Genomic DNA, 15,055 nt, shown 5'->3' on the forward strand with positions numbered 1-15,055 from the left:
ACCGGGCTCACCGCCGAAAGATGAGGTTGAGGAGGAGGGTGAGCACCAGGCTGGCGATCAGGGAGCTGGCCAGCGGCACGTAGAGGCTGAAGCCGCCCCTGCGCACCACGATGTCGCCGGGAAGGCGACCGATGCCCGGGAGGCGCTCCGCCAGGAGGAGCACGCCGCCCAGGACCACCAGTATCAGGCCGAAGAGGATGAGCGTGCGCCCGAATGGGCCAAGCTCCGGCAAGGCTTTTCCCCCCGCCCTTCAGTATACCAGGTTCCGGAGCCCCGGTCACGAAAAGGGGGAAGCGCTGCTTACGGAAAGAGGGCGCCCTGCTCTCCGGCCGCGGCCTTCCCCTGGGACCCGGGAACCCTGCCCAGGTGGGCGTAGGCCGCCGCCGTCGCCACCCGCCCCCGGGGGGTGCGCTGCAGCAGGCCCTTCTGCATCAGGAAGGGCTCGTAGACGTCCTCCAGCGTCTCCACGTCCTCGCTCACCGCGGCCGCCAGGGTCTCCACGCCCACGGGCCCACCCTCGAAGAGGTCGATGATGGCCGCCAGGACCCTCCGGTCGTTTCGATCGAGCCCGGCCTCGTCCACGTCCAGCAGGGCCAGGGCTTCCCGCGCCATGGGGGCGGTGATGCGCCCTTGGCCGCGCACCTGGGCCACGTCCCGCACGCGGCGCAGCAGCCGCAGCGCCACCCGCGGCGTGCCTCGCGAGCGGCCCGCGAGCTCCGCCAGACCGCCCGGGTCCGCCTCGACCCCCAGGGCCGCCGCAGCCCGCTCTAGAATCTCCTGCAGCTCCTGGGGGGAGTAATACTCCAGCCGCCCCAGGACGCCGAAGCGGTCCCGCAGGGGCGAGGTGAGCATACCCTGGCGGGTGGTGGCTCCCACCAGGGTGAAGGGGGGCAGCTCCAGTCGGACCGATCGGGCCGCCGGCCCCTGGCCGATGACGATGTCGACGGCCCCGTCCTCCATGGCCGGGTAGAGGACCTCCTCCACCGGCCGGCTGAGGCGGTGGATCTCGTCAATGAAGAGCACGTCCCGGGGCTCCAGGTTGGTGAGGATGGCGATCAGGTCGCCCTGGCGCTCAATGGCGGGCCCGCTGGTGACGCGGATGCCGACCCCCAGCTCGTTGGCCACGATGTTGGCCAGGGTGGTCTTGCCCAGCCCCGGCGGCCCCGAGAAGAGCACGTGGTCCAGCGCCTCACCCCGCTGGCGGGCGGCCTCGATGAAGATGGCCAGGTTCTCCTTCACCCGCTTCTGGCCCACGTAGGCGGCCAGGGTGCGGGGGCGGAGCACCTGGTCCAGCTCGGCCTCGCCCGCGCCGGCCTCGGCCTCAAGCAGCCGGTCGCGCCGGATCGGCCCTCCTGGTTCATGCGCCATGGCGTTCGCTCCCCATCAGCTTCAGCGCTCGACGGATCAGGTCCGCGACCGGGGGCAGCGCCGCGCCGTCTCCAGCGGCTCCCGTTCCGGGCGATCCCCCGGCGGTGGCCGTCTCCCCTTCCCGGCCGGATGTTCGCGGGGCACGTTCCTCCCGCCAGACCGCCAGCGCCCGCTCCACCGCGTCCCGCGCCTCGGCCTCGCGATAGCCCAGGGTCATGAGGGCCTCCTCCGCCTCCCGGACGGGACCCGCCAACCCACCGGGCCAGGCGGCCGCCGCCGCGGGCAGCTCCCGGTCGAAGGCGCCGGCCAGCTCCAGGAGGAGCCTCTGCGCCGTCTTCTTGCCGATGCCGGGTACCCGCACCAGCTGCTGCACGTCGCCCGACCGGACCGCCTCCACCAACCGGTCACCCGGCAACGCGGAGAGGATCTGCAAGGCCATCCGGGGCCCCACCCCCGACACCTGCAGCAACCTCAGGAAGTGGCGACGGTCGCGATCCTCCAGAAACCCGTAAAGCTGGAGCGCATCCTCCCGGAGGAGAGTGTGGACTTCGAGTTCCACCGTCTCGCCGAGCCGGGGCAGCCGGGCCAGGTCGGACGTGGTGCAGAAGACCTGGTAGCCCACGCCGCCCGCGTCCACCACCAGCTCGCCCGCGTCGACGGCCGCCAGTCTCCCCCGCAGCCGCCGGATCACTGCCCGCGCCCTCCCGTGTGCGCGTGACAGATGGCCACCGCCATGGCGTCGGCCACGTCGTCGGGGGATGGGTCTCGATCCAGCCGCAGGAGGCCCCGCACCATGTAGATCACCTGATGCTTGTCCGCAGCGCCGGTCCCCGTCACCGCCACCTTCACGTGCTGCGGGTTGTACTCGGCCACGGGAACCCCCGCCTCGGCCGCGGCCAAGAGGCAGACGCCCCGGGCCTGGGCCACCTGGATGCCGGTGGTGATGTTGCGGTTGAAGAAGAGCTCCTCCACGGCCATCACGTCCGGGCGCTCCTCCTGCAGGAAGCCGCGGACCTGGCGGTGGAGCGCGAGGAGCCGGGCGCCCGACTCCTCACCCGGGGGTGTGCGGAAGACCCCGGCCGGCCCCGCCGAAAGCCGGCCGCCCTCGGACAGGACCAGGGCGAAGCCCGTGGTTCCCAGGCCCGGATCGATTCCCGCGACGCGCACCGGATCAGCCCCCCCGTCGACCGGCTCTTACTTCGACGCCTCGGATCCCAGCCCTTCCATGATCTGGAGCCGCTCGGTCTCGCTGGTGAAGGGGATCCCCGCCTCCAGGGTCTCTCGCTGGTAGGACGGCAGCTCGCCGGCCGGAAGGCCCAGATCCTCCCGGAGGACGCTGCACCCGCCCGGCAGGCCGTCGAAGACGGCCACCTTTCCCCGGTGGATCCCCAGGAAGCGGCCCTCGGCGGGCCGGCAGGGCTGGTTGGACGCGAGGTTCACCGGCAGCCAGGGCCAAGCGCGCCCCACCAGCAGCACCGCCGCCGCCACGCCCAGCACCATCGCCACCACCCGCCGGCGGGCCCGCCGGCCCCGCCCGCCCGCCGGCCGCAGCAGCCGTCCGAGCCACCGGCGCATCCGACCAAGCTCCCGCGCCATGCCCTCGCCCCCCGTGCCGCGGCCCGCCGGCACGCGCCGAACCCGGCCCGCACCGGGTTTCACTAAATGGTAGGCGCGAGCCGGCCCGGACATGCCGGTGCCGCAGCACTTCCGGGCCCCTGGGCCTTCGGGGCCGAGGCTCCCGCGGGCGGCGGTCAGGCTTCGAGCTTCTCGAGGATCTCGTCGGGGATCTCCAGGTTGGTGTACACCTGCTGGACGTCGTCGTTCTCTTCCAGCGCATCGATGAGCTTCAGGACCTTGCGCGTGCCGGCCTCGTCCAGCTCCACGGTGGTGCGGGGACGGTACGTGAGCTCCGCCGATCGGATGCGCAGCCCCTGGTCCTCCAGGGCCCGGCGCACCGCGTCCAGCTCCTGGGGGGAGGTGAGGATCACGAAGCGATCCTCCGCTTCCTCCACGTCCTCGGCGCCCGCGTCGGCCGCCAGGAGCATGACCTCGTCCAGGCCGGGGGCTCCTGCCCGGTCCACCTCCACCAGACCCCGGACGTCGAACATCCAGGCGACCGAACCAGCTTCGCCCAGGCTTCCGTCGTGGCGCGAGAAGAGGTAACGGACGTCGCCCGCTGCCCGGTTGCGGTTGTCGGTCATGATGTCCACCAGCACCGCCACTCCGCCCGGCGCGTACCCCTCGTAGGTGAACTGCTCGTACGCCTCGCCGCCCAGCTCGCCCGTGCCCCGCCTGATCGCACGATCGATGGACTCATTGGGCATGTTGGCATCCTTGGCCTTGTCGATGGCCAGCCGGAGCTGGAAGTTCGCCTCAGGATCGCCCCCGCCGTTCCGGGCCGCCACCGTGATCTGCCGCGACAGCTTGGTGAAGACCTGGCCGCGCCGGGCGTCTTCCTTGGTCTTCTTGTGCTTGATGTTCGCCCATTTCGAGTGCCCGGACACCTTCATCACCTGCCTTCCCGCCCATTCTAGCACAGGCTCCGGGGGGGCCGGAAGGGCCCGCCGGGATCGCACCCGTTGCGATCCCCAGGGCGCGTCGGCGCCGGCTGCCCTGACGGCAAACGACCTGACGGAGGCTCGGATCCCTGCCGGACCCCGGGGACTGCTTCGCGGCCTCGGCCCCGCTAGACCCGGGCGAGCTGGTCGGCGGTCCTGAAGAGGAAGAACACCAGGAGGAGCACCGTGAGCAGGAGCAGCAGCGGGCTCATGAGCCCCGTGAGGATCACCAGGTTGTATCCAGCATGAAGGAAGGCCGCGGTCAGGAAGAAGCCGGCGGCCACCACCGGCTCGGGGCCCCGGAACCGGTGCCAGGCGGTGCCGAGCCCCACCATGCCGCTGAAGCCCGCATGAACCCAGGCCGTAACCAGGGCCCGCAACGGCCCCAGGGACCACCCGAGGGCGGCGCCGTAAAGCAGGTTCTCGGCGGTGGCGAAGCCCAGGCCCGCCACGCCCCCGTAAACCAGCCCGTCCACCACCTGGCTGAAGGCCCGGCTCCGGAAGGCCCCCTGCCAGGCGGCCAGCCACTTCACCCCCTCCTCGATGAACCCCACGGCCACCACACCCACCACAAGCCCGGGCCCCACCGCCGCCGCCTCCACGGTGCGCCAGGGAACCCCGCCGGTGCCGCTCAGCAGAGGGCGCAGGGGAGCCTCCAGGGCCAGGGCCGGAAACACCGAGGCCGCCCCCAGCACGTACGTCCCCAGGATCACAGGCCACGGCTCCGGCTCCGCCCGGTCGCTCCGGCGGAGCATCCAGACCCAGGTCAGGGCCAGCAGGAAGGAGATCAACCCGCCCGTCAGGGCGCTCACGAGACCACCCCCGCATCAGCCTGCCCCACCACCGGTGCGGCTAGGATGAATCCGACGGGGTCGCCCTGCGGGGGCCGAGGGCAAGGACGGCGTAGTGGATCCCGGCCGCCACCGAGAGGAGCACGCCGGCCAGGACCACGGCCGCGCCCCGGTCCCAGCCCAGTGCCGTCGCCGCAGCGCCGCCGTAGAGGACGACCGTGGCAGCCTTTCCCAGCCCCCGGGCCGGCACCACCCGCCGGCCCCCCCGGAAGAGCCACGCCGCCGCGAGCACCTGGACAGCCTCCTTCGCCAGCAGCAGGCCGGCGACCCAGGTGGGCAAGAGGCCGCGCCACGCCAGCGCCAGGAGCACCGAAACCAGGGTGAGCTTGTCGGCCAGCGGATCCAGGAGGACCCCCAACTCCGACACCTCGCCCCTGCGGCGGGCGACCCAGCCGTCGGCCACGTCGGTGAGGCCGGAGAGGACCAGCACCGCCAGGGCCCAGCCCGTCGAGCCGGGCACCGGCTCGGCGAGGAAGAGGTAGAGAAAGAGCGGTATGAGTGCCACACGGGCGAGGGTGAGGGCGTTGGCCATCCAGCGGCTCCTTTCCATCTTTGAGGCTGCCCCTTCGCGCGGGCGGATCCTGCCGCCCGCGGCCGTCCCCGCGGTGGAACGCGGTCCGCCTCTCCGGGGAAACCTGTGGTCGAGAGGAGCCCGCGCGGGCGCCCTACTCTACGGCTTCGGCCCACTGGTCGTAGAGCCGGTCCAGCTCCCCGGCGACCGCCCGGTACTCGAGGGTGAGTTCCCGTCCGGCGCCTTCCCTGTACGCCTGGGGGTCGGCGAGCCGCTCTTCGAGCTCCGCCTTGCGGCCTTCGAGTTCCTGGATCCGGCTTTCGAGGGCCTGCAGATCCTGTCTCCCCTTCTGGCGGCCGTCCCGCCGGGAGGCAGGCTGGCGCTGCGGGCGGGTCGCTTGGGCGTGCGCTCGTGGCTGCGGCTGCGGGGCTGCCTCCCGCAGGGCCTGGATCTCCCGCAACCGCTCCTTCTGGGCCCTGTAGGCCGTGTAGTTGCCTTCGTACGGGTGGATGCCGTCCGGGCCGAACTCCCAGACCTTCGTGGCCACCTGGTCCACGAAGAAGCGGTCGTGCGAGACGAACAGGATGGTGCCCGGGTACTCCCGCAAAGCCTCTTCCAGGACCTCCTTGGAGTCCAGGTCGAGGTGGTTCGTGGGTTCATCCAGCAGCAGCACGTTGGCGTCGCTTGCCGTCAGCTTGGCCAGGATCAGGCGATTGCGCTCGCCGCCCGAGCACTGGGCGATCTGCTTGCCCGCATCCTCGCCGGAGAAGAGGAACCGGCCCAGCAACGACTGGGCGTCGTAGCGGGTGTACCCGGGGATCTCCAACATCTCCTCCAGGCAGGTGCGGCCGGGATCCAGCGCATCCAGATCCTGGCTGAAGTAGCCCCGCCGCACCCCCGCACCCCACCACACCGTGCCGGCCGACGGCTGCAGAAGGCCATGCAGGATCTTGAGCAGCGTGGTCTTGCCCGCTCCGTTCGGCCCCACCAGCGCCACCCGATCGCCTCGGAAGACGCGCAGGTGCACCCCGGCGAAGAGCGATCGCGAACCGAAAGCCATCGCCACGTCCTGCAGGGTCAAGACCTCGCGGCCCGACGGCTCCTCCATTCGGAAGGCCAGCCGCATGCGCTTGGAGCGGGTCTTCGGCGGCTGCAGAACGGCCATCTTCTCCAGTCGCTTCTTGCGGCTCATGGCCTGGCCTTTCCGGTTGGGTGTGCTGCGCCATTTCTCGTAGAACTGGCGCAGCCGCTCCCGCTCCGCCTGGTTTCGCTTGAAGGCCTCCAGAGCGGCCTCCTGGCGCCGCCGCTTCTCCTCCCGGCTGAAGCTGAAGGCGCCCGCGTAGTGGGACACGTGCCCGTCCTCCAGTTCCACGGTCCGGGTGGTGACCCGGTCGAGGAAGTAGCGGTCGTGGGAGATGACGATGGCCGCGGAGCGCATCTGGGCCAGGTAGCCCTCCAGCCACTCGGTCGCGGCCAAGTCCAGGTGGTTGGTGGGCTCATCCAGCAGCAGCAGATCGGGCTCCTCCAGCAGGAGCCTGGCAAGCCCAAGGCGGACCTTCTGCCCGCCCGAGAGAAGCTCGGCGGTCTTGGCCAGGTCCGGCTCCGCAAAGCCGAGACCGGTGAGCACGGTCCGGGCGCGGGTCTCGGCCGCGTAGCCGCCGGCTGCCTCGTACTGGGTGGCGAGCCGGCCGTACTGGTCCAGGACCCGCTGCAGCTCCGCCTCCGGGCCGCCCTGCGCGGCCGTCATCTGTTCCTCCAGGCTGCGCAGTCGTTCCTCAAGCTCGTCCAACACAGCGAAGGCCATCAGCGCCTCTTGGAGTACGGTGCGCCCGGGTAGCAGCTCCGGATCCTGGCTCAGGTAGCCCAACCTGCAGTGGCTCGGGATGGAAAGATGGCCCTCGTCGGGATCGAGGCGCCCCAGAAGGACCTTGAGCAGGGTGGTCTTGCCCGAGCCGTTGCGGCCCACCAGCCCTACCTTTTCACCCTCGTGCACCATCAGGTCGACGTCTTTGAAGAGAAGCTCCGCACCCCAGTACTTGGCGAGCCCCGCCGCCTGAAGGATCACCATGAGACGTACCCTCCATCCTCGGCAAACGCGCCACGGCCTCGATCCGGAACCCCATCTGTGGGATCCTTTCGCCGGATCGAGGCCGCGACCTGTGCTTTCGGAGCTGTCCCGGGCGGTTACCCGCCCTCAAAGGCTTCCCGGCAGCGTGCTACTCTCCCACGGGGCTACCCCCGCAGTACCATCGCCGCAGGAGGGCTTAACGACTGTGTTCGGAATGGGAACAGGTGGGGCCCCTCCGCCATGGCCACCGGGAAACGTTGCGCTGCAGGTCTCTGGTTCGGGCGGTGGGATCACCCGCCTCACTTGTGCGCCTTCGGCGAATACGTTCGGCGGGTGATCCCGCCGCCCGAAAAGGACCCTCAGCAAAAGTTTCCGCTACAGGTTGTCAGGTACCCCGGAGGACCGGTGTCCTCCAGGTGGAACAGCCAGTGCTCGCCGCTCGCTCGGGCCTTCCGCCCATCCAGCCCCGCGCCGCCCCTCCACCGAGACGGCTGCGGGTTCCGGGGCATCCCCCGGCGAGCGGGTTAGCCTCCGGCGCTTAGCGAGCCGGGGGATGCCCCGGAACCCGCCAGCGGCGCGAGCACCTTGAGAACTGCACAGGGCGAAGCAAGGACGGCCAAGCCCTCGACCGATTAGTACCGGACAGCTGAGACGGTTGCCCGCCTTGCACCGCCGGCCTATCAACCTGGTCATCTTCCAGGGGTCTTACCCCTCAGGGCTTGCGCCCCTTGGGTGGGAGATCTCATCTTGGGGTGGGCTTCGCACTTAGATGCTTTCAGCGCTTCTCCCGTCCGCACATCGCGGACCAGCCGTGCCCCTGGCGGGACAACTGGTAGACGAGCGGTGCGTCCGTCCCGGTCCTCTCGTACTGGGGACGGATCCCCTCAGATCTCCTGCGCCTGCGACAGATAGGGACCGAACTGTCTCACGACGTTCTGAACCCAGCTCGCGTACCGCTTTAATGGGCGAACAGCCCAACCCTTGGGACCGACTCCAGCCCCAGGATGCGACGAGCCGACATCGAGGTGCCAAACCTCCCCGTCGATGTGGACTCTTGGGGGAGATCAGCCTGTTATCCCCGGGGTAGCTTTTATCCGATGAGCGATGGCCCTTCCACACGGTACCACCGGATCACTAAGCCCGGCTTTCGCCCCGGCTCGACCTGTCGGTCTTGCCGTCAAGCTCCCTTGTGCCTTTGCACTCGCCGCGCGATTTCCGACCGCGCTGAGGGAACCTTTGGACGCCTCCGTTACACTTTAGGAGGCGACCGCCCCAGTCAAACTGCCCCCCTGGGAGGGTCCCGGCCGTGGATTCACACGGCTCGGTTAGAACGCCCACTGAAGGAGAGTGGTATTCCACCGGTGGCTCCACCGAAACTGACGTCCCGGCTTCCCAGCCTCCCACCTATCCTATACACCCTCAGCCGACGTCCACTCCCAGGATACAGTCAAGCTCCACGGGGTCTTTCCGTCTAGTCGCAGGTAACCCGCATCTTCACGGGTACTACAATTTCGCCGAGCCCCCTGTCGAGACAGCGCCCAAGTCGTTACGCCATTCGTGCAGGTCGGAACTTACCCGACAAGGAATTTCGCTACCTTAGGACCGTTATAGTTACGGCCGCCATTGACCGGGGCTTAGGTTCGGAGCTTCGGGCTTGCGCCCTGACCCCTCCCCGTAACCTTCCGGCATTGGGCAGGCGTCAGCCCCTATACATCGGCTTGCGCCTTCGCAGAGACCTGTGTTTTTGGTAAACAGTCGCTTGGGCCTCTCTTCTGCCGCCCCGCCAAGCTTCGCCCGCTGGGGGCTACACCCGGCAGGGCCCGCCTTCTTCCGAAGTTACGGCGGCATTTTGCCGAGTTCCTTAACAGGGGTTCTCTCGCGCGCCTTAGGATCCTCGCCTCGCCTACCTGTGTCGGTTTGCGGTACGGGCACCGCTTCCCTCGCTAGAGGCTTTTCTTGGCAGTCCGGGCTCCGGTCCTTCGCTACTTGAGTTTCGCTCCCCATCACGGCTCACCGTTGGATGGCGGGAGGGATTTGCCTCCCCCGCCCGGCTACCCGCTTGGACCCACGCTTCCATCCGTGGGCTGACCGTGCCCCCCTGCGTCACCCCATCGCTCAGACGGGAAGACGGTGGTACGGGAATGTCGACCCGTTGTCCATCGCCTACGCCTTTCGGCCTCGGCTTAGGTCCCGACTGACCCTGAGAGGACGAACCTTCCTCAGGAACCCTTAGGCTTTCGGCGGGCTGGATTCTCACCAGCCTTTGCGCTACTTATACCGGCATTCTCACTTCCGCACCCTCCACCGTCCCTTCCGGGTTCGGCTTCAGCGGCGTGCGGAACGCTCCCCTACCGCCTCCTCCAAGGAGGAGGCCCGCAGCTTCGGTGACGGGCTTGAGCCCCGTTACATTTTCGGCGCAGGGTCACTCGACCAGTGAGCTATTACGCACTCTTTCAAGGAATGGCTGCTTCCAAGCCAACCTCCTGGCTGTCTGCGCGACCCTACCACCTTTACCACTGAGCCCGTGCTTGGGGACCTTAGCTGGCGATCTGGGCTGTTTCCCTTTTGACCACGGAGCTTATCCCCCGCAGTCTGACTCCGGCCGGTTCGGGTTGCGGATTCGTCGTTTAACGGGAGTTGGTAACCTCTCCGGCCCCTTCCCCCATCAGCGCGCTACCCCGCAACTCGTTCGACCAGGCTCGCCCTCAAGCGATTTCGGGGAGAACCAGCTATCACTGGGTTCGATTGGCATTTCACCCCTACCCACAGCTCATCCCAGGCCGTTTCAACGACCACGTGGTTCGGGCCTCCACCTCGGTTTAGCGAGGTTTCACCCTGGCCATGGGTAGCTCACCCAGCTTCGGGTCGGCCCCGAGGAACTCGTCGCCCTGTTCAGACTCGCTTGCGCTCCGGCTTCCCGGCTTCCCCCGGTTCGCCTCGCTCCTCAGGACCACTCGCCGGTCCGTTCTACAAAAAGTACGCCGTCAGGGCCTATCGCCCCTCCGACTGCTTGTCGGCCGACGGTTTCAGGTTCTCTTTCACTCCCCTTCCGGGGTGCTTTTCACCTTTCCCTCACGGTACTGGTTCGCTATCGGTCGCTTCGGGTATTTAGCCTTGGAGGGTGGTCCCCCCGGATTCCCACGGGATTCCTCGTGTCCCGTGGTACTCGGGATCGGTCACGGGTTCCCTTCGAGCCTCCGCCTACGCGGCTTTCACGCTCTCTGGCGGACCTTTCCAGGCCCTTCAGCTCGGCTCTCCGTTCCCCCCGGGCGACCACCGTCGCCCGACGGACCGTCCCACAACCCCGCCCGGGCAACGCCGGTGGGCTTCTCAGCCCGGACGGTTTGGGCTCTTCCCCGTTCGCTCGCCGCTACTTGGGGAATCGCGGTTGCTTTCTCTTCCTCGGGGTACTGAGATGTTTCACTTCCCCCGGTGCCCCGCAAGGCTTGCGCCTTGCTGCCAGGACTCCTCGCCCTGGCGGGTTGCCCCATTCGGAGATCCCCGGATCAAAGCCTGCTAGCGGCTCCCCGGGGCATATCGGTGCTGGCCCCGTCCTTCATCGGCCCGAAAGCGCCTAGGCATCCACCGTCGGCCTTCTCTTGCTTGGCCGTAAAGATGCTTCTGCCCTGTGCAGTTGTCAAGGTGCTCTTCGTAGAAGCGCCGGGCTGAGGCCCGGAGCTCCGACGATGGTGGGCTTAGGTGGACTCGAACCACCGACCTCACGCTTATCAGGCGTGCGCTCTCACCGACTGAGCTATAAGCCCACGCACTTCCCCATCTGGGGAAGCAGGGTCCGAGGACCCTGAAAACGGAACAGCGAGGGACGAGAGAGGACAGAGTCTCCTTAGAAAGGAGGTGATCCAGCCGCACCTTCCGATACGGCTACCTTGTTACGACTTCACCCCAATCATCGGGCCGACCTTCGACGGCTCCCCCCTTTGCAGGTTGGGCCACCGGCTTCGGGTCTTCCCGACTTTCGTGGTGTGACGGGCGGTGTGTACAAGGCCCGGGAACGTATTCACCGCGGTATGCTGACCCGCGATTACTAGCGATTCCGCCTTCACGCAGGCGGGTTGCAGCCTGCGATCCGAACTGGGACCGGATTTACAGGGATTCGCTCCAGGTCGCCCTTTCGCTTCCCGCTGTTCCGGCCATTGTAGCACGTGTGTCGCCCAGGGCATAAGGGGCATGATGATTTGACCTCATCCCCGCCTTCCTCCGGCTTGTCGCCGGCAGTCTCCGATGAGTGCCCCCCCGTGGGCTGGCAACATCGGATAGGGGTTGCGCTCGTTGCGGGACTTAACCCAACATCTCACGACACGAGCTGACGACAACCATGCACCACCTGTCTCCGCGCTCCCCGAAGGGCACCCCCCGGTTTCCCGGGGGTTCGCGGGATGTCAAGCCCTGGTAAGGTTCTTCGCGTTGCTTCGAATTAAACCACATGCTCCACCGCTTGTGCGGGCCCCCGTCAATTCCTTTGAGTTTCAGCCTTGCGGCCGTACTCCCCAGGCGGAGTGCTTATTGGGTTACCTGCGGCACGGCAGGGATCTCCCCCACCACACCTAGCACTCATCGTTTACAGCTGGGACTACCAGGGTATCTAATCCTGTTCGCTCCCCCAGCTTTCGTGCCTCAGCGTCAGGTTCTGTCCAGGCCGCCGCCTTCGCCACTGGTGTTCTTCCCGATATCTACGCATTTCACCGCTACACCGGGAATTCCGCGGCCCTCTCCAGCCCTCTAGCCCGCCGGTTTCCTGGGGCCCTCCCCGGTTGAGCCGGGGCCTTTCACCCAGGACCTCTCGGGCCGCCTACGCACCCTTTACGCCCAGTCATTCCGGACAACGCTCGCCCCCTACGTATTACCGCGGCTGCTGGCACGTAGTTAGCCGGGGCTTCCTCCCAGGGTACCGTCCCTTCTCGTCCCCTGGGACAGGGGTTTACGACCCGAAGGCCTTCTTCCCCCACGCGGCGTCGCTGCGTCAGGCTTTCGCCCATTGCGCAAGATTCCCTACTGCTGCCTCCCGTAGGAGTCTGGGCCGTATCTCAGTCCCAGTGTGGCCGTCCACCCTCTCAGGCCGGCTACCCATCGTCGCCTTGGTGGGCCGTTACCCCGCCAACGAGCTAATGGGACGCAGGCCCCTCCTCCAGCGGCCCGAAGGCCTTTGCTCCTTCCGAGATGCCCCGGAAGGAACTCATGCGGTATTAGCCCGCCTTTCGGCGAGTTATCCCCCTCTGGAGGGCAGGTTGCCCACGCGTTACTCACCCGTCCGCCGCTAACCCCTGGCCCTTCCGCCCGAAGGCTTCCGCACCAAGGGTCCGCTCGACTTGCATGTATGAGGCACGCCGCCAGCGTTCGTCCTGAGCCAGGATCAAACTCTCCGGATGACTCTTGGCGAGTCCCTCACAGTCCCCTCACCGGCCTCCGCCGCCCCGCACTTCCGTGCGACGCCGGCTTCGACCTCAGGTCCCGTGAGGCTACACACCTTTCCTCTGGCCCGCTCTCGTCCGCTGTTCCGTTTTCAAGGTCCGCTCCGGCTCTCGTGCACCGGCAAGTGTCAACTTTATCACGTAGCCGGTACCGTTTCAACCGGAAAGATCTGGCTCCAGGTGCGGACTCCGGTGTGGCGCCCTTCCCTCGAGCCGCAACCGATTATAGCACCCGGCTTCGAGGGATGTCAACGGGCCGCTTTCACGGCGCCTCCTTCTGCGGGTCGCCCCACCGGAGCCCGTCTCCGGGGAGGGTGAGCGGATCTCCGCTCCAGTTCAGGTAGACCAGGGGGACCTGCCCCACCACCACCTGCTCCGCGATGGGCACCTCGGTCTCCACCGTCACCCGCTCCGGGAAGAAGGGGACCACCACCTCCATCCGCAGGGTCACGTGGAGCAGGATGCGGTGGAGGGTCTGGTTGATGCCGGCCTGGCGGAACTCGGCCCGGGGAGCGGCCTCCACCGAGCCCACGGGAATCACCCGCACCTCCAGGCGGGGACCCAGGGCCGCCAGGAAGTCGAGCCCCAGCACCTGCCCCACCGGCATGGGCAGCCGGGCCGAGGTCGAGGCCTGCAGCGCCTCCTGGATGCGGAGGGTCGCCTCGGAAGCGATGCGGTTGATCTCACCGGTCTCGTAGGTGATCCCCTGGAGCCGGCCTCCGGCATCGTAGAGCGGGCGGCTCAGCCGCGCGGCGCTGATGGAGGAGGCCAGGTGATCACGCACCGCGGAGGCGACGGCCCCGGTGGCCAGATTCTCCACCACCGAGCGGGACCACGCCTGGATCGGGCCCCGAAGCTGCCGATCCACGAGCCAGCTTGCGATCACCCCGCCCAGAACCAGCGCGGTGACGAAGAGGCTGAGTACCGCCCGAGCCCGGAAACCGGCGGGTGCCCTCGGGGGCCCGCCTCCACCGCCTTCCACCCCGTGCACCCCCTTTAGGGGATGCTACGAGGCCGCGGGCCGGAATCTGCCTGGCGGCGCAAGCGGGCGAAACGGCGCCGGCCCACCTGGAGGACGGCACCGTCGCGCACCGTCACGTTCCGGTCCGTGTCCGCCACGGGCTCGCCGTCGAGCCGGACCGCGCCCTGAGCGATGAGCCGCCGCGCCTCGCTGTTGGAGGCGGCGAGCCCGGCCTGGACCAAGAGCGCCACGGGCCACATCTCGCCCTCCGGTGCCTCGGAGGCCACCACCAGGACCTCGGCCATGTCGGCAGGAGCCTCGCGCCGGGTGATGACCTGGTCGAAGTGCTCCTCAGCCCGGGTGGCCGCTTCGGCACCGTGCAGGAGGCGTACCACCTCGCGGGCCAGGCGCTTCTTGGCCTCTTTCGGGTGGAGATCGCCTCGCTCCACCGCGCTCCGCCAGGCGGCCAGGTCGCTCAGGGGGAGGAGGGTGAGGAGCTCCAGGTACGGCCAGGTGAGCTCGTCGGGGATCGACATGAGCTTGCCGAACTTCTCCTCCGGGGGGGCATCCCAGGGGATGGTGTTGCCCAGGCTCTTGCTCATCTTCTCGTGCCCGTCGGTCCCGAGGAGGAGGGGGTTGCAGACGCCCACCTGCGGCGGAAGCCCCCGGACCCTCTGCAGGTCGCGCCCCACGGCGATGTTGAACTTCTGATCGATCCCGCCCAGCTCCACGTCGGCGCGCACCATCACCGAGTCGTACCCCTGCATGAGCGGGTAGACCATCTCGTGCAGGCTGATGGGCAACTGGCCCTTGAAGCGGCGGCTGAAGTCCTCCCGCTCCAGCATCCGGGCCAGGGTCATCTGGGAGAGGAGCCACATCACCTCGCTGAAGGTCATGGAGCTGAACCAGTGGCCGTTCCAGGTGATCTCGGTGCGTTCGGGATCCAGAAGGCCGAAGATCCGCCGGGTGTAGTCGCGGGCGTTCTCCAGCACCTGCTCGTGGGAGAGCTGGGGCCGCGCTTCGTTGCGCCCGCTGGGGTCGCCCACGGTGGCGGTGTAGTCTCCGATGATGATCACGGCCTGGTGGCCCAGATCCTGGAAGACCTTCATCTTGAGCACGGGGATCATGTGGCCCAGGTGCAGGTCGCTCGCGGTAGGGTCGATGCCGAGCTTCACCCGCAGGGGGCGACCCTCGCGCTGGCTCTGGCGCAGCTTCTCCAAGAGCTCGCCCTCCGGGAAGATCTCCTCGGCTCCCCTGCGGATCGCCTCCAGCGCCTGCTCCGCGCCGGTATGGGTGGGGTCCATGGCTC

11 protein-coding genes, 1 tRNA gene and 3 rRNA genes are annotated in these 15,055 nt (G+C 68.3%); all 15 read right to left on the reverse strand.

Annotated features, from left to right (window positions below; all coding sequences use genetic code 11):
* Positions 1-7: 7 nt before the first annotated feature.
* Positions 8-232 carry a DUF2905 domain-containing protein gene (locus LIP_RS11555; RefSeq protein WP_068138486.1) on the reverse strand — a complete coding sequence of 75 codons (225 nt, stop codon included), beginning with the start codon at positions 230-232 and terminating at the stop codon, positions 8-10.
* A gap of 68 nt (positions 233-300) precedes the next feature.
* Positions 301-1,368 (reverse strand): Holliday junction branch migration DNA helicase RuvB, encoded by a 1,068-nt coding sequence (ruvB, locus tag LIP_RS11560; RefSeq protein ID WP_068138489.1) that lies wholly within the window; start codon positions 1,366-1,368, stop codon positions 301-303.
* Positions 1,358-2,059 (reverse strand): Holliday junction branch migration protein RuvA, encoded by a 702-nt coding sequence (ruvA, locus tag LIP_RS11565; RefSeq protein ID WP_068138492.1) that lies wholly within the window; start codon positions 2,057-2,059, stop codon positions 1,358-1,360. The genes ruvB and ruvA overlap by 11 nt, the downstream gene beginning before the upstream one ends.
* Positions 2,056-2,535, reverse strand: coding sequence for a crossover junction endodeoxyribonuclease RuvC (gene ruvC, locus LIP_RS11570; RefSeq protein WP_068138494.1), 480 nt, complete (start codon positions 2,533-2,535; stop codon positions 2,056-2,058). Before ruvC ends, ruvA begins: the two co-directional genes overlap by 4 nt.
* A gap of 27 nt (positions 2,536-2,562) precedes the next feature.
* On the reverse strand, positions 2,563-2,964 hold the full coding sequence (locus LIP_RS11575; RefSeq protein WP_068138497.1) for a BofC C-terminal domain-containing protein: 402 nt from the start codon (positions 2,962-2,964) through the stop codon (positions 2,563-2,565).
* A 155-nt stretch (positions 2,965-3,119) separates the two neighbouring features.
* Positions 3,120-3,872, reverse strand: a complete 753-nt coding sequence (locus tag LIP_RS11580; RefSeq protein ID WP_068141952.1) for a YebC/PmpR family DNA-binding transcriptional regulator — start codon at positions 3,870-3,872, stop codon at positions 3,120-3,122.
* 182 nt (positions 3,873-4,054) lie between these two features.
* Positions 4,055-4,738 (reverse strand): PrsW family intramembrane metalloprotease, encoded by a 684-nt coding sequence (locus LIP_RS11585; RefSeq protein ID WP_068138500.1) that lies wholly within the window; start codon positions 4,736-4,738, stop codon positions 4,055-4,057.
* A gap of 40 nt (positions 4,739-4,778) precedes the next feature.
* Positions 4,779-5,327, reverse strand: a complete 549-nt coding sequence (locus tag LIP_RS11590) for a CDP-alcohol phosphatidyltransferase family protein (protein ID WP_082726249.1) — start codon at positions 5,325-5,327, stop codon at positions 4,779-4,781.
* 115 nt (positions 5,328-5,442) lie between these two features.
* Positions 5,443-7,356: an ABC-F family ATP-binding cassette domain-containing protein gene (locus tag LIP_RS11595; RefSeq protein WP_068138506.1), complete on the reverse strand. Its 1,914-nt coding sequence runs from the start codon at positions 7,354-7,356 to the stop codon at positions 5,443-5,445.
* Positions 7,357-7,491: 135 nt separating this feature from the next.
* Positions 7,492-7,608: ribosomal RNA gene (gene rrf, locus LIP_RS11600) — 5S ribosomal RNA — on the reverse strand.
* A gap of 360 nt (positions 7,609-7,968) precedes the next feature.
* Positions 7,969-10,965: ribosomal RNA gene (locus LIP_RS11605) — 23S ribosomal RNA — on the reverse strand.
* A 78-nt stretch (positions 10,966-11,043) separates the two neighbouring features.
* A tRNA-Ile gene (locus LIP_RS11610) sits at positions 11,044-11,120 on the reverse strand.
* A gap of 84 nt (positions 11,121-11,204) precedes the next feature.
* Positions 11,205-12,743: ribosomal RNA gene (locus LIP_RS11615) — 16S ribosomal RNA — on the reverse strand.
* Together the 16S, 23S and 5S rRNA genes with 1 tRNA gene alongside form the textbook arrangement of a ribosomal RNA operon.
* Positions 12,744-13,047: 304 nt before the next feature.
* Positions 13,048-13,767 (reverse strand): sporulation protein YunB, encoded by a 720-nt coding sequence (gene yunB, locus LIP_RS11620; protein ID WP_068138509.1) that lies wholly within the window; start codon positions 13,765-13,767, stop codon positions 13,048-13,050.
* A 14-nt stretch (positions 13,768-13,781) separates the two neighbouring features.
* Positions 13,782-15,050 carry a tyrosine--tRNA ligase gene (gene tyrS / locus LIP_RS11625; RefSeq protein ID WP_068138511.1) on the reverse strand — a complete coding sequence of 423 codons (1,269 nt, stop codon included), beginning with the start codon at positions 15,048-15,050 and terminating at the stop codon, positions 13,782-13,784.
* Between the last annotated feature and the right edge of the window lie 5 nt (positions 15,051-15,055).

It is taken from the genome of Limnochorda pilosa, from assembly GCF_001544015.1.
GTDB lineage: Bacteria > Bacillota > Limnochordia > Limnochordales > Limnochordaceae > Limnochorda > Limnochorda pilosa.

Excerpts from the sequence above, each read along its gene's own strand:
- ruvB (WP_068138489.1), bottom strand. The coding sequence starts at position 1,368 with ATGGCGCATGAACCAGGAGGGCCGATCCGGCGCGACCGGCTGCTTGAG.
- LIP_RS11575 (WP_068138497.1), bottom strand. The coding sequence starts at position 2,964 with ATGGCGCGGGAGCTTGGTCGGATGCGCCGGTGGCTCGGACGGCTGCTG.
- LIP_RS11590 (WP_082726249.1), bottom strand. The coding sequence starts at position 5,327 with ATGGAAAGGAGCCGCTGGATGGCCAACGCCCTCACCCTCGCCCGTGTG.
- LIP_RS11595 (WP_068138506.1), bottom strand. The coding sequence starts at position 7,356 with ATGGTGATCCTTCAGGCGGCGGGGCTCGCCAAGTACTGGGGTGCGGAG.
- tyrS (WP_068138511.1), bottom strand. The coding sequence starts at position 15,050 with ATGGACCCCACCCATACCGGCGCGGAGCAGGCGCTGGAGGCGATCCGC.